This is a genomic window from Hyphomonas beringensis, assembly GCF_000682755.1.
GTDB lineage: Bacteria > Pseudomonadota > Alphaproteobacteria > Caulobacterales > Hyphomonadaceae > Hyphomonas > Hyphomonas beringensis.
Map to the genome: position 1 here is coordinate 1 of NZ_AWFF01000055.1, position 22,313 is coordinate 22,313.

The 22,313-nt window shown below is 56.5% G+C and carries 20 protein-coding genes and 1 tRNA gene; 10 read left to right on the top strand and 11 right to left on the bottom strand.

All coding sequences use genetic code 11. The features are described 5' to 3' along the window. The 6 genes from HY29_RS13570 to HY29_RS13595 form a co-directional block, all read right to left on the bottom strand. Positions 1–380 (bottom strand): hypothetical protein (locus HY29_RS13570; protein ID WP_034797865.1); only part of this gene is annotated, 380 nt, incomplete at its 3' end. 136 nt (positions 381–516) lie between these two features. Then, complete coding sequence (locus HY29_RS13575) at positions 517–1,572, bottom strand: glycosyltransferase family 2 protein (protein ID WP_155838335.1); 1,056 nt, start codon at positions 1,570–1,572, stop codon at positions 517–519. Positions 1,573–1,698: 126 nt separating this feature from the next. Beyond that, on the bottom strand, positions 1,699–2,394 hold the full coding sequence (locus HY29_RS13580; protein ID WP_081811402.1) for a sugar transferase: 696 nt from the start codon (positions 2,392–2,394) through the stop codon (positions 1,699–1,701). Positions 2,395–2,761: 367 nt separating this feature from the next. Further along, positions 2,762–3,349, bottom strand: a complete 588-nt coding sequence (locus HY29_RS13585) for a polysaccharide biosynthesis/export family protein (RefSeq protein ID WP_034797867.1) — start codon at positions 3,347–3,349, stop codon at positions 2,762–2,764. A gap of 47 nt (positions 3,350–3,396) precedes the next feature. Continuing rightward, positions 3,397–4,320 (bottom strand): metallophosphoesterase family protein, encoded by a 924-nt coding sequence (locus tag HY29_RS13590; protein WP_206741970.1) that lies wholly within the window; start codon positions 4,318–4,320, stop codon positions 3,397–3,399. Between the two features lie 25 nt (positions 4,321–4,345). Next, a complete protein-coding gene (locus tag HY29_RS13595; protein WP_241765211.1) occupies positions 4,346–5,458 on the bottom strand; it encodes a glycosyltransferase family 2 protein in 1,113 nt (370 codons plus the stop codon). Positions 5,459–5,591: 133 nt separating this feature from the next. Here HY29_RS13595 and HY29_RS13600 point away from each other — a divergent pair, with 133 nt between their 5' ends. From HY29_RS13600 to HY29_RS13615, 4 genes are all read left to right on the top strand, one after another. Further along, positions 5,592–5,882 carry a putative quinol monooxygenase gene (locus tag HY29_RS13600; protein WP_034797869.1) on the top strand — a complete coding sequence of 97 codons (291 nt, stop codon included), beginning with the start codon at positions 5,592–5,594 and terminating at the stop codon, positions 5,880–5,882. Between the two features lie 15 nt (positions 5,883–5,897). Next, positions 5,898–7,121 (top strand): acyl-CoA dehydrogenase family protein, encoded by a 1,224-nt coding sequence (locus HY29_RS13605; protein WP_034797871.1) that lies wholly within the window; start codon positions 5,898–5,900, stop codon positions 7,119–7,121. Continuing rightward, positions 7,118–8,572, top strand: a complete 1,455-nt coding sequence (locus HY29_RS13610) for an MFS transporter (protein ID WP_241765212.1) — start codon at positions 7,118–7,120, stop codon at positions 8,570–8,572. The genes HY29_RS13605 and HY29_RS13610 overlap by 4 nt, the downstream gene beginning before the upstream one ends. A gap of 68 nt (positions 8,573–8,640) precedes the next feature. Further along, positions 8,641–10,062, top strand: coding sequence for a Do family serine endopeptidase (locus tag HY29_RS13615; RefSeq protein ID WP_241765213.1), 1,422 nt, complete (start codon positions 8,641–8,643; stop codon positions 10,060–10,062). Positions 10,063–10,073: 11 nt separating this feature from the next. On the opposite strand, the gene HY29_RS13620 is transcribed toward HY29_RS13615, so the two are convergent. The 3 genes from HY29_RS13620 to HY29_RS13630 form a co-directional block, all read right to left on the bottom strand. Further along, the gene (locus HY29_RS13620; protein WP_034797873.1) at positions 10,074–11,456 is read right to left on the bottom strand and encodes a hypothetical protein; all 1,383 of its coding nucleotides are present in this window, start codon (positions 11,454–11,456) and stop codon (positions 10,074–10,076) included. Positions 11,457–11,656: 200 nt separating this feature from the next. Next, the gene (locus HY29_RS13625; RefSeq protein ID WP_034797874.1) at positions 11,657–12,916 is read right to left on the bottom strand and encodes a cytochrome P450; all 1,260 of its coding nucleotides are present in this window, start codon (positions 12,914–12,916) and stop codon (positions 11,657–11,659) included. A 56-nt stretch (positions 12,917–12,972) separates the two neighbouring features. After that, positions 12,973–13,818, bottom strand: a complete 846-nt coding sequence (locus HY29_RS13630; protein WP_034797875.1) for a TauD/TfdA dioxygenase family protein — start codon at positions 13,816–13,818, stop codon at positions 12,973–12,975. A 59-nt stretch (positions 13,819–13,877) separates the two neighbouring features. Here HY29_RS13630 and HY29_RS13635 point away from each other — a divergent pair, with 59 nt between their 5' ends. Together HY29_RS13635 and HY29_RS13640 are read left to right on the top strand one after the other, a co-directional pair. After that, positions 13,878–15,188, top strand: a complete 1,311-nt coding sequence (locus tag HY29_RS13635; RefSeq protein ID WP_034797877.1) for a replication-associated recombination protein A — start codon at positions 13,878–13,880, stop codon at positions 15,186–15,188. A gap of 6 nt (positions 15,189–15,194) precedes the next feature. Further along, a complete protein-coding gene (locus HY29_RS13640; RefSeq protein WP_034797878.1) occupies positions 15,195–15,926 on the top strand; it encodes an RluA family pseudouridine synthase in 732 nt (243 codons plus the stop codon). On the opposite strand, the gene HY29_RS13645 is transcribed toward HY29_RS13640, so the two are convergent. Beyond that, the gene (locus HY29_RS13645; RefSeq protein WP_034797879.1) at positions 15,908–16,912 is read right to left on the bottom strand and encodes an NAD-dependent epimerase/dehydratase family protein; all 1,005 of its coding nucleotides are present in this window, start codon (positions 16,910–16,912) and stop codon (positions 15,908–15,910) included. The genes HY29_RS13640 and HY29_RS13645 overlap by 19 nt on opposite strands. A gap of 108 nt (positions 16,913–17,020) precedes the next feature. Further along, positions 17,021–18,793, bottom strand: coding sequence for a signal peptide peptidase SppA (gene sppA, locus HY29_RS13650; RefSeq protein ID WP_034797880.1), 1,773 nt, complete (start codon positions 18,791–18,793; stop codon positions 17,021–17,023). 203 nt (positions 18,794–18,996) lie between these two features. Between sppA and HY29_RS13655 the strand changes: the two genes are divergently transcribed. The 4 genes from HY29_RS13655 to HY29_RS13670 all read left to right on the top strand — a co-directional run bounded on the left by HY29_RS13655 (position 18,997) and on the right by HY29_RS13670 (position 22,225). Beyond that, positions 18,997–19,071 (top strand) — tRNA-Gln (locus HY29_RS13655). 409 nt (positions 19,072–19,480) lie between these two features. After that, positions 19,481–20,248 carry a DUF3450 domain-containing protein gene (locus tag HY29_RS13660; RefSeq protein ID WP_034797881.1) on the top strand — a complete coding sequence of 256 codons (768 nt, stop codon included), beginning with the start codon at positions 19,481–19,483 and terminating at the stop codon, positions 20,246–20,248. A gap of 33 nt (positions 20,249–20,281) precedes the next feature. Continuing rightward, positions 20,282–21,679 carry a MotA/TolQ/ExbB proton channel family protein gene (locus HY29_RS13665; protein ID WP_051601539.1) on the top strand — a complete coding sequence of 466 codons (1,398 nt, stop codon included), beginning with the start codon at positions 20,282–20,284 and terminating at the stop codon, positions 21,677–21,679. A 36-nt stretch (positions 21,680–21,715) separates the two neighbouring features. Beyond that, positions 21,716–22,225, top strand: a complete 510-nt coding sequence (locus HY29_RS13670; protein WP_034797882.1) for a MotA/TolQ/ExbB proton channel family protein — start codon at positions 21,716–21,718, stop codon at positions 22,223–22,225. Positions 22,226–22,313: the final 88 nt, after the last annotated feature.

The following is a 22,313-nucleotide window of genomic DNA, read 5'->3' on the forward strand; positions in this document are numbered from 1 at the left end:
ACGGTGAGGCTGTCGATGCGGGCATACTCGCCGGCATCCTTTGAGCCTTCAATGGCGATGACATCGCCCGTGTTGAGGGTGAGTTCGAAGATGTGATCCTGCAGCACCCCGGATCCGCCGGAGCCGCCGGTTCCGGTCCAGGCCTCAACTTCCACACCATTGACGTAAACGGTGAAGGGCGAGGCCCCATCGTTTTCATTATAGAATGAGACGGCAATCTGATAGGTGCCGTCCTCACCGGTGAAGGTGCCAGTGGCCGTGCCGGTTCCGGTTGATTTGATGTCTGCACCACCGGAGGCGTCCGCGCGGGTCTCATAGACATAGTCGCCAGTCAGGGCGAGCGTCTCTGCCTCGGTCGTCCCCACCACAATATCTGCCATCTAACTAACTTTCCAATTTATGACTACAAGCCCCCAGATTCTAAGCATTATATAGCGGAGACGAGTAATTCCGAACCCCATTCTCGTGATGAGAGATGTGATTCATCTTTCGTGTTTGAAGAGACACCATAGGGTGTCAGAATAATTTGCTTGCCCTCAGGGTTGATACAAACCGATTGAGGAGTTGCAGCTTTGAATGAACGTGTTTTGGCTGGTTCGCGTTCAGGGCCATCAGCTCTGAAATATAGCCTCTCTGAAAATTGTAATCCCATTCTGCCAGGAAATTCCTCGCTGGGTGCGAAGCAGGCGTAGTGTGTTTGAGATTGGTCAGTTTCAGGTTTCCGAGATAGGCGCGGCCCAGCCTTCGGGCCTTACCGAAATGTTTGGGGGCATTTCTGCCAAGCAATTGTTCGCGCTTGGCAACACCGCGTCCCAGCCGATAGGCGCGGGCCGACCAGAACTCCGGCGACACCTGATGGGCGCGGACAATGTGACGAACTTCTGGAAGGGGATTGAAGCCGGTCGTAAAACCGCATGCAGCCGCATGCTCGCAGAACTCAGTCTCGCTGCCCATGCTGTACTGTTTGATATTATGGTTCGGACCAATATCTTCGTTGAAGCGAATGCCGGCAGCAAAGACCCGCCGACGGACGGCCATATTCGGGCCGAAGATCCCCGAGGGTGCAATCCTGCCAGCGGCAAGATTTTTTCTCTGCGCATATAGTTCTTCGAATTTAAGCTCACCTTCGAGCATCCATTCGGGAGGAAGCACTTCGAATTCCGGTCGGATCGTCCCGCCAAATACGTCGATATCCGACTGCGTCTCGGCGGCCGTGCGCCAGGCATCGATAAAGCCAGGTTCCGGAATTGCGTCATCATCGGATATGACAACAAAATCACCCGCGACATGTCGCAAGCCAGTGTTCAGGGCTACGTTCTTGCCCGGGCGTGGCTCGTGCAAATGAATAATTGGAAGAAGCGGCTGATATTTTTCGATAAGTTTCGAAGTACTGTCGTCACTGCAATTATCGACAATGATCAGCTGCCAGTTCGTCTCATTCTTTGCCGATTGGACGTAGCCTTCCAGAACTTTCGGAAGAACATTCGCACCGTTATGAGACGCTATAAGAACCGAGAGATTTATCATTGGAGAGCCACTGCAAGAGTATACGTTTCCTCTGTCACAATGCAATTGTCAGACCATTTGCCGGACTTTTGTCCTTCCTGATCTGACAAGTTAGGCTTCTTGGCAATGTGGCAAAAAAGAAGCGGGCCAGTTAGGTCTGGCTCGCTGCTTTTGAAAGTGTCTGGAGTTCGACTAGCGGGCGCCTTTGGAATTCAGGACAGCCGGGATCGTCAGCATCATGATCTTGATATCGGTCATGAAACTACGAGTGTTGGCATATTCCACGTCCAGGGCTACGCGCTCATCATAGCTCGTATCGCTGCGACCGCGTACCTGCCACAGTCCGGTCAGTCCTGGACGAACAGAGCAATAGGTCTGGAAATACTCGCCATATTTGACGATTTCGTTCTCGACAATCGGGCGGGGGCCGACAATCGACATATCGCCACGAAGAATGTTGAACAGCTGCGGCAGCTCATCGATGGAGGATTTACGCAGGAACCCGCCGAGGCGCGTGATGCGCGGATCGTGGGTCAGCTTTTGCGTTTCCTGCCACTCGCGGCGAGCGTCCGGGTCTGTTTCCAGAAGGCGCTGCAGACGCACTGCCGCGTCCGGAACCATGGAACGCAGTTTGTAGCAGTAGAAGGTCTCGCCATTCTTGCCCTGGCGCTTTTGCTTGAACAGGGCAGGGCCGCCATCTTCAAGACGGATAAGAAGGGCAACAATCAGGAGAAGTGGGGCAACGAAAAGAAGCGCCAGTCCTGCTACGCAGAAGTCGAGGACCCGCTTCGCAAGTTGATCCGTATCCGGTGCAACCGGCTTTTTATGCAAATTAGCGTAAGTGGCCATTTCCACCTCGCGTGACTCTTTGGAAAGTCTCAAGCCCATTTTACGTCCCCTGGAATCTACACTCATACACCGGGTTTACTGCCTCACCCGATGCGTTCCTTAACGAGCAGTTAACTCGAAGAGCCTTCGGATGTTTATTTCTTTCAGGGACGTTTGCAATCTCTGTACCGTAAAATCGGGGAATAATTAACGGTTAGACACTCTTTTTCGTGCGTCAGGGGAAAGTAAAAGGCAAATACTCACCTCTTCTGTTCATTTTCGGGGCAGTTCATACGCGAAATAAGCCCAAAACGGGGATGGGAAGACTCTGATGGGGGCGTTTACGTACCAGTGCGGCACAGTCAGATAGAATCAGGGCGGCGTTAAAAGTTAACGCCGCCCCGTTGAGTTTTGGTTTTCAGGTGAACTAGAAAATACGTTCTTCGATGCGCAGCGTGTCACCAGGTTTGACCGCTGTGGATGCATCAAGACGATACGCTACTTCTTTGTTGGAGTTCGCGCTCTTGATGAAGACAACGTTCTTCTTGGCCCGGTAGGTGAAGCCGCCAGCGGCTGCCACGGCGTTCACAACGGTCAGGCCGGAGGAATACGGATATTCACCCGGGGAGCCGACTTCGCCCAGTACGTAATAGGGGCGATAATTGGTAACTTCGACACTGACGCGCGGGTTCAGGATGTAGTCGCCGTCCAGTTTCTCCACAATTTTGGTTTCGAGTTCCGGGGTCGTCAGGCCAAGCGCATCGACCTGGCCAATCAGGGGGAGCGATACCGCGCCGGTTCCGTCGACTTCAAACTCCCCGGACAGGTCCTGATGACCATACACATTGATCCGCAGCTGATCGCCAGTTCCAAGAGTGTAGGCGGTCACCGTGCGGGTTTCTGCCGTTTCGGCCCCGGCGCTTCCTTGGGAAATCGCGTTCGTCGACGCGCACCCGGCGAGAAAAAGAAAAGTGCCTGCGAGAAACGCCAGGCAGAGTGTGCGAATGGTATGCATGTACCCGTACTCCATGTTTTGTGCGGTCCCCGCCGCAAATTCGTTTCTTAAGCGGGACTGGTTTCCAGAAAGCTGACATCCTTGCCGAAAAGCTTTGCGGCAGAGAGGCGGCCACTAATAAAGGCGCCGGTGTCGAGTCCGATCCGGCGATTGTCGTAGTGAATGTCGTCAGCCGGCGTGTGGCCATGCACGACGACATGGTCAAACTCGCGGCTGTCATCGAGGAACTCGTCCCGGATCCATAGCAGATCGCGCACCGTCTGTTCCTCAATCGGTGTGTCAGGCCGCATGCCAGCATGAACGAACAGATAGTCCCCAGCGATATGATACGGCTGAAGTGAGCGGTAAAACTCCAAATGTTCCTGCGGCAGGCGCTCGCGGAACTGCGTCCACACCATTTCCCAAGCTTTCTGGGCTTCGGCCATGGCATCATGCGATCTAAGGCTGGCGCGCGTGTTTGGGGGCTGGAAGCCATAGGAATACAGGGTTTCCCCGCCGCCATAACGGACCCATTGCTTGCCGAAGCTGGCATCGTCCAGAAAACGCAGAAGCGCCTCTTCATGGTTGCCCATTAGAAAGACTGTCTCAAAATCGCTCAGTTGATCGCCGATCAGGAAGTCGATCACATCGCGTGATTGCAGGCCCCGGTCGATATAATCGCCGAGGAAGACGATCGTGCGTTTTGTGCCTTCGGGGAGAGACTGGCTGTCCTCCCGAATCTGCTCGACCAGTTTCTCCAACAGGTCGCGCCGACCATGAATATCCCCGATTGCATAGAGACATTCGCCAGCCGGCGATTCAGACACACGTGTAGCAATTGCTGCAGGTTCGTGGCGAATTTCGGTTTCGACGGCTTGCGGTTGCAGGCCAAAGCCTTTGCGCATTCGAGCGCGCAGCGAGGTCGTCGAGCGGGTCAGTTGACCCAATCTCGCAATGAAAGACCTTTGGATTTGCTGTGTCAGCTTTGACATTTTTGCTCGATGGTTAATGTCTTATTTATAGTGTTTTTTGCCCAAAAACCAATGGAAAGGCCCGCTGGTCGTGCTTTGGGAACAGGGTCTCTCGCAAGAATCCTGCCGCCCAGCTCATATGCATGGTCCCGGAAGCCAGACCGGCCAGAAGACCGCAGCTTGACCGCTTCCAGACCGTGACGGCCACAGAGGCAAGGGCCAGTACGCCGAGATAGCCAAGGGGCAGTATTGCTGCGGGCCAGAAGAGGGGGGCGGCAAGTGTCCCGGAGATGCTGGCGATCAGCGCCAGGACCGGGATTGCCTGTCTCAGTTTGAGGGGACGCTTGTGCTTGCGCGCTGTACGAGCGCGGCCTTTGCCGTAGTTGAAATACTGACGGGCCAAGGCGCGGACACTGCCGCGCGGCACATAGCTGATGCGGATATCGGCATCCAGATAGATGCGTCCGCCGGCACTGACGACGCGCTCATCATATTCGGCGTCTTCATTATGGGAGAAGGTTTCGTCATAGCCGCCAATCATCTGGAACACTGCCAGGTCAAAGCCTGCATGGTGACCATGATCAACATAGCCGGATTTTGTACCGCCACGATGGGCAGAGCCGCCGGAGCCGAGCGGGGTGTCCACGATCCAGGCATTTGCTTTTTCGAAGCATGTCTCGCCTGCGGCATCCATCGGGATGACCACTGAAGCCGCCTTTGTGGTTTCCAGGGCGTCAGCCACATCAATGATGAAGTTGGGCGGATAGATGGAATGGGCATCACAGCGCACCAGGAAGCGGGTTTCCTCACCAGCATGTCGCTCCGCGGCCAGGTTCAGCGCAGCCGATTGCAGTTTTTTGGGATTATGAAGAACGCGCAGATTGGGGAACTCACTCTTCAACCGCTCGACAATCTCCACGGTGCGGTCGGTACTGCCACCATCGGCAATGGTCAGTGGTACCTTTCTGAGACGGTCATCGCCGTCCATGAGTGAGCGGATGCATGTCTCAATATGACGCTCTTCATTGAGCGCCGGGATTACAGCTAGCACGGATGGTGCTGGTGCTTCCTTTACAAGACGTCCTGCCGTTCTTTCCATTACGTCGCCAATCATCGCAGCCTCTGATGCAAACACACAGAGGTCTGCAGCAAAATCCATTCCATTTTCAGGGATTCTGGCAAGGCGGTTTCGCCTGGCACACGTATTGGGCGCTGCAGCCCTCCCTTACGTTAGTCTTGCCGCAGCCCGTGAACCCCCTAAGGATAGCCAAAACGCTACGGAGGAAAATGTCATGATTGGTGTTGTCGCGAAACTGAACATTCTGGATGGCAAACAGGAAGAGTTTGAACAGGTCGCGAAAGACCTGATGGCGAAGGTGAAGGCGAATGAGCCTGGCTGCCTGACCTACCAGCTCTACAAGTCCAAGAAGGATGCCAATGGCTATATCTTCATGGAACAGTACGCCAATCAGGAAGCGCTCGAAGCACACGGCAAGACGGACTATTTCCGGGCCGCTGGTGCCAAGATGGGCGGCTGTCTGGCTGGCGCACCTGACGTGCAAGTATATGACATCGTAGAATAGCGCGGCGCCGGACCCATGGATCTCTCATTCACGAAGGAAGACCTTGAATTCCAGCAGGACGTCAGGGACTGGATCGCCGAAGCCTACACGCCGGAACTGCGCGCGAAGATGGCCATGTCGAAGAATGGCTATCTCGATAAGCAAGGCCAGGTGGAGTGGCAGAAGAAGCTTTACGAGAAGGGCTGGGTTGCCCCAAACTGGCCTGAGCAATATGGCGGTCCGGGCCTTAGCCCGTCCGAGCGCTACATATTGAACATGGAACTGTCCGCTGCCGGGACACCAACGGTTAGCCCGATGGGCGTTTCTATGGTCGCGCCCGTGCTGATGGCATTTGGCTCTGAGGAGCAGAAGCAGAAATATCTGCCGCCCATTCTGCGTTCCGATGTCTGGTGGTGCCAAGGTTATTCAGAACCGGGCGCGGGATCAGACCTTGCCTCCCTGCAGATGAGCGCGGTGCGCGATGGCGATGATTATGTGCTGAACGGCTCCAAAATCTGGACCACGCACGCCCAATGGGCCGACATGATCTTCTGTCTCGTGCGGACCTCGAAAGAGGGCAAGCCACAGGAAGGCATCAGCTTTATTGTCTTCCCGATGACGCTGCCGGGCATCACTGTGTCAGCGTTGCCGACACTGGATGGTCCGCTGGAAGGTCAGCAGGAAATCAACCAGGTTTTCTTTGAAAATGTCCGCGTGCCTGTCGCTGAAGCGCTTGTTGGCGAGGAGAACAAGGGCTGGACCTACGCCAAATATCTGCTGCAGTTCGAACGCGGCAACGCATATGCGCCAGGTCTGCGTAACCTTCTGAAAAAGGCGCGCAAAATTGCCAGTGTCGAGCAGTCGGATGGCGAAGCCCTGGTCCGCGACACAGACTTTGCTCGCAAGCTGGCGGCCATGGAAATCAAGATCGACAGTCTGGACGCAACTGAGCAGCGCATTTTCTCTGCTTTGTCAGCTGGTCAGGCCGTCGGGCCGGAAAGCTCCATGCTGAAATGCGAAGGCTCCGCCACGCAACAGGCGATCACCGAATTGCTGTTGGAAGCGACAGGGGCCTATGCGGCGCCCTTCGTGCAAGACAGTTTTGCTGTAGCGCGCGGTGGTCAGAATGCCGATATCGCCACGCCGGAATACGCCGTTCCGGTTGCGCCGAGCTATTTCAATTACCGCAAGACCTCGATCTATGCGGGCTCTAACGAGATCCAGCGCAACATCATGGCGAAGATGGTGCTCGGCTTGTGACCTCTCCTGCCATCCCCCCATTGCGGCGGCCCGGACTGTTCACTCAGCTGGCCTACGGCTTTGGGGGAACAGCAGAGGGCATCAAGAATAACGGTTTCGACTATTTCCTGCTGTTCTTCTACAGCAATATCTTGGGGGTCGATGCTGGCCGCGTCGGGTTGGCGCTTCTGATTGCACTGGTGGTCGATGCCATTTCGGATCCGGTCGTTGGCTACTGGTCAGACAATCTGCGCACCCGGCTCGGGCGGCGGCACCCCTTTATGTATGGCGCGCTCGTGCCGGTCGCGATTGCGTACTTCCTGGCCTGGAACCCTCCGTCCGGCCTGAGTGGAAATGACCTATTTCCGTGGCTGGTGGGTGTCACGATCGCGGTGCGGCTGGCCTTTACCTTCTATGAGGTGCCCAGCAATGCGTTGGCGGCAGAGCTGACGGCTGATTATGACACGCGAACGTCTCTTATGTCGTTTCGCTATTTCTTTTCCTGGATGGGCGGCCTGTCTATCCAGATCCTGCTGCTGTTCTTCCTGCTGACCCCAACCGAAGACGTGCCGAATGGCTTCTTCAATCTGGCGGGCTGGAATACCTATGGCCTGATCGCGGCGATCTGCATCATGACGGCTGTGGCGGTTTGCGCAGGTGGCACACACCGGCACATCAAACATTTGCGGGCCCCGTCGCTTGCTCGGAAATTGACGCTCGGCAAGATCTTCTCCGAGATATTCGAGACCATCTCCAACAAATCCTTCCGCGCGCTGTTCCTGGCCACATTGTTCGGCCTGCTGGCAACCGGCATCTCGGCGACGCTGAACCAGTACATCAACACGATCTTCTGGGGCTTTGGGCCCAAGCAGATCGCGGGCCTCACCGTCGCGGTCTACATATCTGCCATTCTGGCCCTGATTGTCGCGCCGATGGCGGGCAAGCTGTTCGGCAAGAAACGCGCAGCGATCACGATCGGCGTGTTCGCTTTCACCATTGCGCCTTTGCCCGTTATCCTGAGGCTATTCGGCCTTCTGCCCCCGAATGGCACCGAGGCACTCTATAATACGATCCTCGTCATCACAGTATTTGACGTGGCGCTCATTATTGCCACCCAGATGCTGATGGGTGCCATGGTGGCCGACATTGTCGAGGATAGCGAGCTTCAAACAGGAAGGCGGTCGGAAGGCGTTTTCTTTGCCGGCATCAGCTTCATCCGCAAGCTCTCCCAAGGGGCCGGTGTAGTCACGGCGTCCTTCGTCTTGGCGGCTGCCGGGCTAAGCCAAGGCGTCGCTGCAAAGGCCCCGACAGAGGAGTCTATCCGACAGCTTGGTATAGGCTATGCGGCCTGCTTGCTCGGCGCTTGGACGCTCATGTTGCTCTGCGTATGCTTCTATCGGATCAGCCGGGAAAGCCATGCGGCGAACCTTGCCGCTCTGGCTGCGCGAGATGGAAATGAGCCAACACCCTGAAAAACCTCACTGAATTGTCATAATTTGCGGAATTGCGCCCAGCTTCGCGCCGCAATAGAGCCATAGTCATGATCCATACACTCCGCATGACAAAACACGTTTCGAAGTTCCTGGTTATTGCCGGACTTTCGGTACTGACCCTTCTGGCGATTGCCCTGATGCCGCTCTATGCGAGTGCCCAGCGATTGCCAGAATCTCAGGCGGAGATAAATCTCACCTTCGCGCCGCTTGTGCGTGAGGCCTCGCCTGCCGTGGTGAACGTCTTCACGGAGCGCACGGTGACCAGCCGCGTCTCACCGATGGAGCAATTGCTTTACGGCAATATCCCGCCCCAGCAACGCAAGCAGAGTTCGCTTGGCTCCGGCGTCATTGTCGGCTCAGATGGTGTCATCGTCACGAACAATCACGTCATTGAGGGCGCCGATACATTCCGCGTCGTGCTGAGTGACCGCCGCGAGTATCCGGCTGAATTGGTTCTGGCAGATGAACGCACGGATCTGGCCGTCCTGAAGATTGATACTGAGGGCGCAGTCCTGCCGACATTGCAATATGCGGATACGCGGGCCGTACAGGTTGGCGATCTTGTGCTGGCCATCGGCAACCCGTTCGGCGTTGGCCAGACGGTGACCAGCGGTATCATCTCCGCCACGGCGCGGACCGATGTGGGCATCTCTGACTACGCCTTCTTCCTGCAGACAGACGCGGCTGTGAACCCTGGCAACTCCGGCGGCGCACTTATCAATGCCAAGGGCGAACTGGTCGGTGTGAACACGGCGATCTTTTCCCGTTCCGGCGGCTCCAACGGCATCGGCTTTGCCATTCCGGCCGAGATGGTGAAGCGTGTCGTCGACGCGGCCATCAATGAGGGCACCTTTGTGCGCCCCTGGCTCGGCCTGGCAGCGCAGACCGTCAGCTATGACATTGCCAAGGCGCAGGGGCTGGAACGACCTGTCGGTGTCATGGTGACAGAAGTTTACGCCAAAGGCCCGGCAGATGATGCAGGCCTGCGTCGGGGGGATCTGATCACGGCCATCGATGGACGTGAAGTGTTTGATGAAAAAGGCCTCAAATTCCTCGCGGCTATTCGTAGTCCTGGCGAAGATGCGCGCCTGAGCGTTCTGCGCGGCGGACGTACGCAAACCATCGCCGTAAGGGTTGAGCCGCCTCCCGGCGCGACAGAGGCAGACATTGTTCTGATGGAAGGCCGTAATGCCTTCTCCGGTGCGCGCGTCGTGGAACTGTCCCCGCGCCTGGCTGAAGAGAACGGCCTGGACCCTTTCCAGAAAGGCTCAGGTATTTACATCTATTCTGTGGCTCGCCGCTCCATCGCCCGCAATTTCTTCCGTCCGGGTGATATCATCCGGTCTGTAAACGGAGTATCCACAAAAACCGTGAAGGAACTGCAGTCTGCTGTCAAAGAAGACGGCAATTCCTGGGATGTGGAGATCGAACGAAACGGTCGGACGGTGCGTGGCACTGTACGCCTCTGATGTAGTCCGTCTCAGGCCGACATCAGTTGCCCGGGAGCTTCTACGCCAAACATGTTCAGCAGCATGTCATGGGCGTTTTCCAGCGGCAATTTTTGATCATGATGTGTGGCAGAACTGTCTGCAGACTCAATCCAGAATGATCCATCCCGGCAATGCTGGGAATTGTTGACCTGGCCAACCAGCATGAACAGGTCCGAAAAGTCCACGGCTTCGCCCGTGGTGGCATTTGTGACCTGGAAACCAGGTTCAGTACGCGAGATTAATCCGCACCAGAACATGACGCGATTATCTGTACGTCGCCATTGCATGATGCTTTTGCCATTGGACTGAAGCGCGTTGAGCGTCTTCTCGGCTTCGATGGCCTCTGCCTCAGTGCCAAAGGTTGCCCATGCCTGGTGTGTCATGACGGGCTCGAAACTGACCGGTTGTGGGCCGCCCGCCCATTTAAACAGGCCCCCGAAATTATGGGGACGATAAACAAACTTGCCACCAATGTGTTCATACCGCGTATTGGCTTCCTGGCTGAGTGCAGTGGCTAGAACAAGCCGTCCTGTAGGGCCTACCAGTTTCCGGGCCAGCCCGAGCAGAGTGTCCATATGAATGTATGAGTTCTCAATGGCCTGTCCGTAGTCGGCCATTTCCTTGTCAGATGGTTTCACCTGATAGGCGTCAGGGTCCATATGGCGCCAGTAGCGGTGTTGAAGAAAGGCTGTGGAGTTTGCGAAGAAGGTCGCAAATGCAGGCCTCGATTTTTTCCATGTGCTCGCGAAGACATCCCACAAGATCTGATCCAGAACCAGGGCGCGCCGCCATTTTGTGTCGGCACTTGAAGTTTTCTCACTGGCGAGTTGATTGACGGCACTCATGATCGTGCCGAGAGACAGGCCATGCGAAAGCATGAACTTCACGAAGTTCGCCATATCGGCCTTGCTGGGCTTGGCATTTGGATTTGTGTGCTCTGCGACGTGGAAACTGATGAATTTGTGAAAAGCTTCATAGGCAGGGTCTGTTGGCGTGACACCGGAAGACCATGGGTCAGGAATAAGTGTGACCATATCAGTCCGCTGGGTATCGCCGTTCATTGAGCCGAAGACCAGGCTATCGAGCCCGTATTCGGCCAATGCATCCCATATGCGCGGAGACTTGATGAGGTGGCCTTCATCCAGCTCCTTTGCCCCATGCGCTGCTTCAGGGGTGCCTGTATGGAAGCTGGGCCATTGGACCCAAGGCTCCAGCGTAGGGTCATCCGTATGTGTGACATAGGTATCTGCCGCATCATAAAGGCGCTTGAAGTTTGGAAGTTTTCCTTGCGCCATCAGCTTGTCGATGACTGGCGGGCAAAGCTCATTCAGTTCCATGATCAGAACCGGCCCGGTTGGTTGTGTATTGCCCATAAAAAAATTCCCCAACGACAAAGCCCTGCGGCCGACTTATGGATTTTGCCCGAAATCAAAATGAAGTCGACCGAATTCAATCATCGGGGGTATAATTTCTGGCTGAACGCCTGATTGGGCGCAACCAAGTGAGCTGGCAGAATAGTTTTAGGGCAGATTTATACCTCTGCGGGATAGATTGATTGCGTCTTCCTGCGGGCTTATGACCTCGGGTGCAGGATGACCGGAAGTTCTTCATAGCCCAGTACGAAATTGGACAGGACCCGGCGGGGTTCACGGGTGACTTCAATCCGATCGAACCGGTTCATGATCTCTTCCCACAGGATACGCAGCTGCATCTCGGCGACGCGGTTGCCCATGCAGCGGTGAATGCCGAAGCCAAAAGACAGGTGCCGGCGCGCATTGGGCCGGTCGATCAGGAATTCATCCGCCTGTTCAATGACCTCTTCGTCCCGGTTGCCAGAGACATACCACATCACAACCTTGTCGCCTTTGCGGATTTTCTGCCCGCCCAGTTCCGTATCTTCCGTGGCCACCCGGCGCATATGGGCGAGGGGCGTCTGATAGCGGATGATCTCTGACACCATATTGGGGATCAGGGAGGGATCGGCTCTCAGCTTGTCATATTCGGCCGGAAACTTGTTCAGGAAGTAGACGCCGCCGGAAATTGAATTCCGCGTTGTGTCGTTACCGCCCACAATCAGCAGCATCAGATTGCCAAGCAATTCGATCGGGTTTTTCACCATATCCTTGGTGTCTTCGCCGTGTGCCAGCAGAGATATGAAGTCGAACTTGCGGGGTTCGCTGGCGCGCTGGTGCCAGAGTTCCGTGAAATAGGCGACGCACTCATTCAGGTGTTTCATGCGCCATTCCATGTCGGTTCCGACAACACCCACAGCGTCGCTTGTGGTTGAGACATCGGACCAGAAAGGCAGCTTGTGGCGGTCCTCGAACGGAAAGTCGAACAGCGTGGCCAGCATCTGTGTCGTCAGCTCGATGGAGACCTTTTCCACCCAGTTGAATTCCTCGCCAACCGGCAGACTATCCAGAATATTGCAGACCCGTTGACGGATCAGGTCTTCCAGTTCCGACAATTGCGTAGGCGCCACGGCGGGTTGCGCCACCTTGCGCTGTATATCGTGCAGGGGCGGGTCCATTGCGATGAACATGGGCGGCTGAAAATTGTCGCTGGGATCTCCGATCACGATGCTTGGCTCAGATGAGAAAACCTTGTGATTGGAATCCACCGCGATGATGTCGTTATATTTGGTCACGGACCAATACGCGCCGACCGCGCTTTCCGGGCAGTAATGTACAGGCGCCTCTTGTCGAAGTCGCCGGAAATACTCCCCCTGCATATTGTTTTGATAGATTTCCGCCCTTGAAACATCGAAGCTTTCAAGGGGCAGGCTCCATGGGTCCGCAACTCCGGACTCCGCCTTATGCAGCGTGTCTGCCATGTTCTTTCCTCCCGTTTTTTCTTTTCACTCTACGTGCGAAACGGGAGAAGGACCAGCTATCCACTTGCGCCAATTGTTGTGCGGTGCAACAGGCGCTCATGCCCCTGATAACCGCCTGTCGCCATATGTAGCAGGCATCTGTTATCCCACATGACCAGCATCTTTTCCTGCCACTTGTGCCGGTATTGGAATTCTGGCCGGGTTTGCCAGCGATAGAGTTCGCTCATTATGTCCCAGCCCTCCTCATGGTCCACGCCTGCGATTCCAATTATGTAACCAGCGCAGCCGAACAGGGTTTCCCGTCCAGTTTCAGGGTGCTTACGGATGATGTCGTGGCGTTCTGTTGCCTCGGCGTCTGCGGAAGGCATGATGGTCATGCTGCGCCCGGCGGCCTTGTCTACATCGCCATATACGCCTTCGGGGGAGTAAGCATTCCGGGCGGAATGAACGGCATGCTTGCCCTCGATCCGCTCTCGCAGCTGGGGCGGCATCTGCTCCAGCGCCAGATACTGGTTGGCGAACATCGTCTCCCCGCCTTCTGGCGGAATGGTGATGCCGAACAGGCAGGTGCCCTTGGGGGGGCGTTTCTGAAAGCTCCAGTCCGTATGCCAGGTCTCGGCAAAGATCGGAGCCGTTTCATCGGCGTTGCGCTTTACCGCAATGATATGCGGATGACCGGGAATGGGCGCGATGAATGGATCTTCGCCGAAGGGGCCGAAATAGAGGGTGAAGCGCTCAAGATCTTCATCCGTCATGTCCTGATCGGGGAAGGAGAGAACCTGATGCTCCATCCAGGCAGCATGGATTTCGTCAACTGTATCCTGGTCGAGCGGGCTTGTTAGATCGACACCGCGCACTTCCGCCCCACAAGCCTGACCCGATGGGGTAATTTTCAGTTTCATGTGCTCTCTCCTCCACTTGCCACCTTATCACGCGTATCATTCACGCCTAGAACACAGGTATGAGTGATTTATTCAGTGCATCCGGCCTTTCTGAAGGCGCGCCGCAGCCATTGGCTGACAAGCTGCGTCCGCAATCTCTTGATGAGGTTGTCGGGCAGGATCATTTGCTGGGGCCGGATGGTACGCTGAAGCGTATGCTGGAAGCAGGCCGACTGTCCTCCATCATCTTCTGGGGCCCTCCGGGCGTGGGCAAGACGACGATTGCCCGACTTCTGGCCAAGGAAACCGATCTGGAGTTTGAGGCGATCAGCGCCATCTTTTCCGGCGTGAAGGATCTGCGTGCCGCGTTTGACCGCGCGGAAAATCGGCGTTCCATGGGCAAGGGCACGTTGCTGTTCGTGGATGAGATCCACCGCTTCAACAAGGCGCAGCAGGATGGCTTCCTGCCCTTTGTGGAAAAGGGCGTTGTCACGCTGGTCGGCGCGACAACGGAAAATCCTAGCTTTGAAATCAATGGCGCCCTGCTGTCGCGGTGTCAGGTGCTGGTGCTGAAGCGGTTGGAGACGCCATCACTGGAAACGCTTGTCCAGCGTGCCGAAGAAGCAGAGGGCCGCCCTCTGCCAGTGGAGCCGAAGGCCCGCGAAGCTCTGCTGGATATGGCAGACGGCGATGGCCGCTACATGCTGAACCTGGTTGAGCAGGTCTATACTTTTGCCGGCAAGGGCAAGGCGCTGACCGTCGAGCAGATGTCTTCAGCCCTGCAGAAGCGGGCGCCTGCCTATGACAAGAGCGGAGAGGGGCATTACAATCTCATCTCTGCGCTGCATAAATCCGTACGCGGATCTGACCCGGATGCGGCCATGTACTGGTTCGCACGAATGCTGGAGGGCGGCGAGGACCCACGCTTCATTGCACGCAGGTTGGTTGTTATGGCGAGCGAGGATATCGGCCTGGCAGACCCGACGGCGATGATGGTGGCGGGCGAGGCCGCACGCGCTTTTGAGCGTCTGGGCGAACCGGAAGGTCTTATCCCGCTGGCGCATTGCGTGGTGCACCTTGCCACTGCGCCGAAATCCAACGCGTCCTATATGGCACTCAAGATGGCCCGTAGAGCTGCCCGCGAAACCGGCAGCCTGATGCCGCCCAAGCATATTCTCAACGCGCCCACCGGCATGATGAAGGATCAGGGCTATGGCGATGGTTATATTTATGATCATGATACGGAAGAAGGTGTTTCAGGGCAGGACTATTTCCCGGACGAGATGGACCGTCAGAAATTCTATGTGCCGACAGGCCGTGGGCGTGAAAAGCCAATCGTCGAGCGTATGAAATATATCGCAGACATCCGCGCACGCCACAGGAAGGGCTAAGCTGTCATGCGTAACAGGCCGCTTCCCGAACTCAGCGCGGCAGATGCCGATTATGCCCGCAGCCTTGTCTTGCATGAAGACAAGAGCATTATCGTCTTCAACAAGCCAGCAGGCCTCGCCGTGCAGGGGGGCGGCGGTGTTGACCGCTCACTGGACGATTTTCTGGTCGCGTTCGCCAAATCCAATGGCAAGAAGCCGCGGCTTGTCCACCGGCTGGACCGAGGGACTTCGGGCGTTGTGATCGTGGGGCGGACAAAGCCCGCGACGGCCTTCCTGTCCGAAGAGTTCGCGACACGTCGTGCCAGCAAGACCTATTTGGCCCTTGTTGAAGGCACTCTACCTGCGTCTGATGCCGGCCTGATGGAGCAGTCGCTGGTGAAGGTAGAAGAGGGCGGACGTCCGCGCATGATTGTGGCATCGCCGGGCCGCAAGGGCGCGCAAAACGCCGTCACCTATTGGCGGGTTCTGGCCAGAACAGACACACACGCGCTCATGGAGCTGAAGCCTGAGACGGGGCGGATGCATCAGATCCGCATTCACCTCTCGGCAGCGGGCTCTCCAATTCTCGGAGATCATCTGTATGGAAGAGGCAGCAAGTCAGCCGAACGCCTGATGCTGCATGCCGCGTCGCTGGAGATCGGGCATCCGGATGGCGGGCGCGTCAGCTATCATGCTGATGTGCCGGATGATTTTCTGGGTAGGGCAGAAGCGCTAGGGCTTCACTCTGGCTTGAAATAGTCCCGATACCAATCAACGAAAGCCTTCACGCCCGTGCGCACATCTGTGGTGGGCGTGTAGTCGGTAATCGCTTTGAGCAGACTGACATCTGCATAGGTCTGCTTCACGTCGCCGGGCTGCATGGGAAGCATGTTCTTTATCGCCGTTTTGCCGATAGCGTCCTCAATGGCCTCGATATAGTCCATCAGACGTACGGGCGTGGCGTTGCCGATATTGACCAGACGGTATGGCGCAAGCGGGCTGAGGGAGTCCCCGCGTGATACAGGCTCCCCTGCAATAGGTGGGTGATCCATCAGCCTGCGGATGGACTCGACCAGGTCGTCGATATAGGTGAAGTCCCGTTTCAGGTCGCCATGATTGAAGACGTCAATCGGCTCACCTTTGAAGATTTTGTCTGTGAACAGGAAAAAGGCCATGTCCGGCCGGCCCCACGGGCCATAAACGCTGAAGAAGCGGAGCAGGGTGGTGGGCGTGCCATAAAGATGGGAATGGCTGTGCGCGATCATCTCGCTTGAGAGTTTGGTCGCGGCATAGATCGTCAGCGGGTGTGGTGCGGCGTCCGTTTCTTCAAAGGGGAATTTCTGGTTCGCGCCATAGGCCGAGCTGGTGGACGCCATGACCAGATGCTTCACGCCCTTGAGGCGCGACAGCTCAATCACATTGAAGGAGCCGACAATATTGGCCGCGATGTATTCCCGCGGATGGTCCAGGCTATAGCGAACACCAGCCTGCGCAGCGAAGTGGACGACGATCTCTGGCTGGAAGGAGTCAAAGACGGCGGTCATCGCGTCTTCGTCTTCGACGCGGATCTTGTGCATCTTGAACGTGTCGAAAGGGGTCAGCCGGGCGACGCGATCATGTTTCAGCTGCACATCATAATAGGGGGTATAGCAGTCAACGCCCGCAACCTGGTGGCCTTCCTTCAAAAGGCGGAGAGCCAGTTCACTTCCGATGAATCCGGCGGCGCCGGTGACCAGGATCTTCATACGTCTTGCTTCCTCAGTCGCTGCGGTAGACGATTGCTGTTGTCGGCACAATAGAGAAGGGCCCTTCCGATTTGGAAGGGCCCGTCTTCACTCATGTCAGAGATGTGATCAATTCGCGCGAAGGCGGGGGCCCATGGCCTGGGCTTCGCCGGCGTTCACCGCATCCATCACGGACAGCTCTTCGACCAATGCCTGCATGCGGTCATCGCCCGCGATACGGCTCAGCATGGCGGCGGCTTCCACAGTTTCGGAAGACACTCCGAAAAGGCTTTCCAAGGCTTCCAAGCCTGTCGGGCGATTCGGGTAATAGACCAGACGCGGTGTCACGTCTGCTTCGATGCCGCCAAGTTCCTTGGCTTTCTCGATGGCGTCCAGGAACGTACCCAGCTCATCCACAAGGCCTTTGTCGAGAGCGTCCTGACCACTCCAGACGCGGCCGCGGGCGACTTCATGCACCTCGTCATAGGTCATGCCGCGACCTTCGGCGACGATGTTCAGGAAGCGGTCATAGCCCCGTTTCAGGCTGGCTTTGACGGTGGCTTCCTGTTCCGGCGTGAAGGTGTCGACACCATAGGCATCGGCAAACTCGCCCCCTACGCTGATCGTATCAAAAGTAATGCCCAGCTTGTTGAACGCGCCGGCAATGGCGAACTTGCCGCCAAAGATGCCGATTGAGCCCGTAATGGTCGACCGGTTGGCCACAATGTAGTCGGCACCAGCGGAGACATAATATCCACCAGATGCAGCCAATGAACCCATGGAAACGACCACTGGTTTGCCCTTGGCTTGAACCCGTTCAATGGCATTCCAGATCTGGTCCGCCGCAACAGGAGAGCCTCCGGGGCTGTCGACGCGGAAGACGATGGCCTTCACCTTGTCATTATTACCGGCGTCCAGGATCGCCTGGGAGATCTGGTCAGACGCAAAGCCTGCCGGAGAAGAGAAGGGGGAGCCGCCTGTGGCGCCACCCGTCACAACTGCGCCTTCGCCGCCAACGACCGCAACCATGGGTGCGCGTACTGGCAGGGAAGGTGGCATGTAGCTGACGAGATCAAGCATTTGCGCGTCATTGCCCGCGCGCTCCAGCGCAGCATTGCTCGCTTCTTCCGGATAGCCTGACTTGTCGAGCAGCTTCTGCGAGATGGCATCTTCTGCGGGGATAGGGCCGCTTTCCAATGCGGCCTCTACTGTTGCCTTGTCCAGGCCGCGGTCAGAGGCGATCTCTTCAAGTGCCGTCGACCAAAGCGATTCGGCCAGTTCCGTCATCGCGCGGCGATGCGGCTCTGTATAAGACGTCTCATTATAAGAGTTCGGCGCGTTCTTGTATTCGTAGAAGGGATAGATTTCCGGGGTCACGTCGATCTTCTCGAACAGTCCCTTGAGGAATTCCGTCTCGAATGTGACGCCAGGAACCACGAGGTCAGACCCTGGCTGAATCCAGATCTCGTCAGCGGCCGCGATGGACCAATAAGCGGACGGGCCACTAATTCCCATCGTGCCTTGCGTATGTGCGATGACGAACTTTCCGGAGTCGCGGAAGTCGTGCAGCGCTTCCCGCAATTCTTCAGCGCGGGAGCTGCCGGTGCCGACAAAAGCGCCACGAATGAAGATGCCCTTCACAGTATCATCCGTCTCGGCTGCCTTAATTTTGGTCAAAAGGTCAATAAAGCCTGGCGTTTGTGCAAACGCTGCAAAACCTCCAGTCGGCGCCTGATCGGAAAATTCGGAGTTCAGGTCGAGCGACAGCACAACGCTGTCCGGCCGGTCTGGCTTCGAATTGGCTGCTCCCATGATGAGCAGCATGAAGAAGCCGAACACCACGAAGATGAAGATGAACATGGCGGCAAGTGCGCCGGCCATGGAAAGAAAAAAGGTTCTCATGAGAGGAGAGTCTCCATGCGCACGGATGGGGAGTAATCTATTTCGATATTCGATATTTCCGATTATCGATAAAAAGTAAAGAAGCCTATATCAGTGTTGGGCAAAATCGGCAGGCCACAGGCCTTTGTCTGCAGAAACCACACAGAAAGCATGAGATCGGGTGTTGCCAGCCTGAGCAAGAGTGGCTATCTCGGCGCCTTCATTGGGGTGTCGCCAAGTGGTAAGGCACCGGTTTTTGGTACCGGCATTCCCAGGTTCGAATCCTGGCACCCCAGCCACTCATCTGCCTGTTTCAAGTCCACGAGATTGATAGCGCAGGACAAATATTGCCCGCTACTGTATCCCCCCGGTTGCCATCACTGAACCGCCGGATATTTTCTAAATGAATCGTAAAGTGACTTGTTGATCGATGGATCGAGGATTGTTAAGCCTCGACGATAGCGATTAAGGGCGTTGCGATCCCGGCGCTGTAATGGCAAAGGGTATAACCAGAGGGCGGCCCACGCTCCAAAGCTCAGGGGAGAGGTCGGGCGTCTCTGCGCCTTTCGGCTTCCACATAACTCAGGCCACTTTTGTGTGTTTGGCCATGGCATTGAAACCGGGACGTCCTCATGAGCAGGACGCCTGACTGTCGAATTCTTGCGCGCAATAACTGCGCGACCGTTTGGAGAGTGAGAGGCAAACCTCATGATGAAACTTCTGTCACCAGCTCGCGGCGCTATCGCCGCTGCGCTGATTGTGGGACTGGCCGTACCGGCTCAGGCCCAACTGCGCGAAGCGCTCAATACCGGCGAGCAGGCCACCCGGCGCGCCGAACAAGTTCAAGAGCAGATCAATCAGCTGGACGACAAGCGCACCGACATGGTTCGCGAATACCGTACTCTGCTTCAGCGCCGTGATGCTGCTGATCTTTACGCAAAGCAGCAAGAGCTTGTTGTTCAGAGCCAGGAAGAAGAAATTGCTTCCCTGACCGAACAGCTCGGCTCAATTGATGACATCACAGCACAAACCGTCCCGATGCTTCTGGGCATGGTTGAAGACCTGAAAACCTTCGTTGCTGCAGACCTTCCTTTCAAGCAGACCGAACGCCAGGCGCGCCTTGAAGGTCTCGACGCCGTCATGGAAACGCCGAACGTGACGCCGGCTGAGCAATATCGCCTGATCATGGATGCCTATCAGGCTGAAATGGAATATGGCCGCACGATCAGCACCTGGCAGGAAGAGATCACCATCGACGGTAACCCGACGACGGTCGACATGTTCCTCTATGGCCGTGTTGCTCTTGTTTATGTGACGCCGAACGGCAAGGCTGCGCGTTACAACCGCAATACCGGTGAGTGGGAAGCAGTCAAAGGCAGCTACGTTTCTGACATCGATAAGGCCATCCGCGTGGCTCAGGCGAAGGCTCAGCAAGAAGTCCTGTTCGCACCTGTCCAGAAGTTCTCCGTCGAGTAAGCGGCAGCACCAGGGAATTAAGAGGTAGTATAGATGATGAATTTCAAATCCTCGCTGAAGGCTCTGGGTGCGGCTACGCTGCTCGGCCTCAGCTCGTTCGCGGTATCTGCTCCGGCAACCGCGCAATCACTTCAAGACGTTCTCGCGAAGGTCAAACAAGACTCCAGCCAGATGACGGCTGAAGACCAACAGCGTCTGCGTGAGTTCCAGTCCGATGCGGCCGCTCAGGAAGCCAAAATGGCTGACGCCCGTGGCGCTCTGAACGCTGCAGAAGCTCGTGGCCGTGCCCTCAGCGCACAGTTCGATGCCAACGAAGCCACGCTGGCAGATCTGGAAAGCCAGGTTTCCGAGCAGGCTGGTGACTTCCAGGAGCTGCTCGGTCAGTTCCGTACGGCGGCTGGTGAAACCATGCCGGAGATTGCGAACTCCTTCGCAAACTTTGACTATCAGGGCCGCGTTGAAGGCATCGCCGAAATCGCTGAAGCCCGTACGCTTCCGAACCGCACTCAGCTTGAGCGTCTTCCGAAAGCCATGCTGCAGGAAATGATCGCTCAATCCGAGGTCAAATCCTTCAATGCAATGGTTGATGGTATTGGTCCGGACGCTTCCAACGCTGACGCTGAAATCATGCGCGTTGGTGTGTTCACCGCTGCAACGGTTGACGGCCCGAAATTCATCGAAGTCAAAAAGAAAGACAACGGTGAAACCTTCCTGCAGGTCTTTGCGAAACAGCCTTCCGGCGCTTACGCATCTTCCATGAAAAGCCTGATCAATGCGGGCCCGGATCAACTGGTCCGCGCACCGGTTGACCCGTCCAAGGGTAACCTGTTCGGCATCCTGGGCGACCTGCCGGTTCTGTCTGACCGCATCAAGCAAGGTGGTCCGGTTGGTGCTGTGATCATGGCCCTGCTGGCTATTGGTCTTCTGCTCGGCATCTACAAGATCTTCATGCTCTTCACGATGGGCGGCGCAATGCGCAAAACAGCGAAAACCCGCCAGGCTGGCGACGGCAACCCGCTGGCACGCGTGTTCGAAGTCTACGAACAGAACAAGCAAAACGATATCGAAACGCTGGAACTCAAGCTCGACGAGCAAATCCTGCGTGAGAGCCCGCGCATCGAACGCTTCAACGACATCATCAAGGTTCTTGCTGCTGTCGCACCGCTGCTCGGTCTGCTCGGTACGGTTATCGGTATGATCATCACCTTCACCTCGATCACGATCTATGGTGCAGGCGATCCGAAACTGATGGCTGGTGGTATCTCCGTTGCCCTTATGACCACTGTGTTCGGTCTTGTGGCTGCTATCCCGCTCCTTCTGGTTCACGCCATCGCTGCCTCCATGGCTCGTGGCAACCAGCAAGTCCTCGACGAACAGGCCGCTGGCCTCGTCGCCGAGAAAGCGGAATCCCTGCGCGGGGCGGTGGCGTAAGCCACCCCCCTCGTTCAGTTCGAGGAGTAACCCGATATGGGTTTTGCAGAATTACAAGCTTTCCTCGATCGTGGCGGTCCAGTGTTGCTGGTCATTATGCTCGCAACATTCTTCATGTGGGGTCTGATCCTGGAACGGTTGTTCTACTTCAGATTTGCCCACAAACAGGTGGCCGCAGAAGCGATTGCGGAGTGGCGTTCGCGCTCCGACAGGAAATCCCGACTCGCTCACTGGGTGAAAGACAAGCTGGTCTCTGAAGTCCGCATGAAAGCGGAACAGAATGTCCAACTGACCAAGGCCATGGTGGCGCTCGCGCCGCTGCTCGGCCTGCTCGGCACCGTGACCGGCATGGTTGCAGTGTTCGACATCATGGCGATCACAAGCGGTGCAGATGCAAAGGCCATGTCGGCCGGTGTGTCTCGCGCAACGATCCCCACGATGGCTGGCATGGTCGCGTCTCTCTCAGGCATCCTTTTCACGTCCGGTATGGACCGCCGGGTTAGCCGTTCGGTTCAGCAGGTAGAAGACGCGATGGAGATCAGCTGATGCGAGGACGTACCCAAAGAGCCCCGGAAGAGGCGAATGTTGACCTGACCCCAATGTTGGACGTGGTCTTCATCCTGCTGATCTTCTT

Excerpts from the sequence above, each read along its gene's own strand:
- HY29_RS13580 (WP_081811402.1), bottom strand. The coding sequence starts at position 2,394 with ATGGGCTTGAGACTTTCCAAAGAGTCACGCGAGGTGGAAATGGCCACT.
- HY29_RS13585 (WP_034797867.1), bottom strand. The coding sequence starts at position 3,349 with ATGCATACCATTCGCACACTCTGCCTGGCGTTTCTCGCAGGCACTTTT.
- HY29_RS13590 (WP_206741970.1), bottom strand. The coding sequence starts at position 4,320 with ATGTCAAAGCTGACACAGCAAATCCAAAGGTCTTTCATTGCGAGATTG.
- HY29_RS13595 (WP_241765211.1), bottom strand. The coding sequence starts at position 5,458 with ATGGATTTTGCTGCAGACCTCTGTGTGTTTGCATCAGAGGCTGCGATG.
- HY29_RS13600 (WP_034797869.1), top strand. The coding sequence starts at position 5,592 with ATGATTGGTGTTGTCGCGAAACTGAACATTCTGGATGGCAAACAGGAA.
- HY29_RS13605 (WP_034797871.1), top strand. The coding sequence starts at position 5,898 with ATGGATCTCTCATTCACGAAGGAAGACCTTGAATTCCAGCAGGACGTC.
- HY29_RS13615 (WP_241765213.1), top strand. The coding sequence starts at position 8,641 with ATGATCCATACACTCCGCATGACAAAACACGTTTCGAAGTTCCTGGTT.
- HY29_RS13620 (WP_034797873.1), bottom strand. The coding sequence starts at position 11,456 with ATGGGCAATACACAACCAACCGGGCCGGTTCTGATCATGGAACTGAAT.
- HY29_RS13625 (WP_034797874.1), bottom strand. The coding sequence starts at position 12,916 with ATGGCAGACACGCTGCATAAGGCGGAGTCCGGAGTTGCGGACCCATGG.
- HY29_RS13630 (WP_034797875.1), bottom strand. The coding sequence starts at position 13,818 with ATGAAACTGAAAATTACCCCATCGGGTCAGGCTTGTGGGGCGGAAGTG.
- HY29_RS13635 (WP_034797877.1), top strand. The coding sequence starts at position 13,878 with ATGAGTGATTTATTCAGTGCATCCGGCCTTTCTGAAGGCGCGCCGCAG.
- HY29_RS13640 (WP_034797878.1), top strand. The coding sequence starts at position 15,195 with ATGCGTAACAGGCCGCTTCCCGAACTCAGCGCGGCAGATGCCGATTAT.
- HY29_RS13645 (WP_034797879.1), bottom strand. The coding sequence starts at position 16,912 with ATGAAGATCCTGGTCACCGGCGCCGCCGGATTCATCGGAAGTGAACTG.
- sppA (WP_034797880.1), bottom strand. The coding sequence starts at position 18,793 with ATGAGAACCTTTTTTCTTTCCATGGCCGGCGCACTTGCCGCCATGTTC.
- HY29_RS13660 (WP_034797881.1), top strand. The coding sequence starts at position 19,481 with ATGATGAAACTTCTGTCACCAGCTCGCGGCGCTATCGCCGCTGCGCTG.
- HY29_RS13665 (WP_051601539.1), top strand. The coding sequence starts at position 20,282 with ATGATGAATTTCAAATCCTCGCTGAAGGCTCTGGGTGCGGCTACGCTG.
- HY29_RS13670 (WP_034797882.1), top strand. The coding sequence starts at position 21,716 with ATGGGTTTTGCAGAATTACAAGCTTTCCTCGATCGTGGCGGTCCAGTG.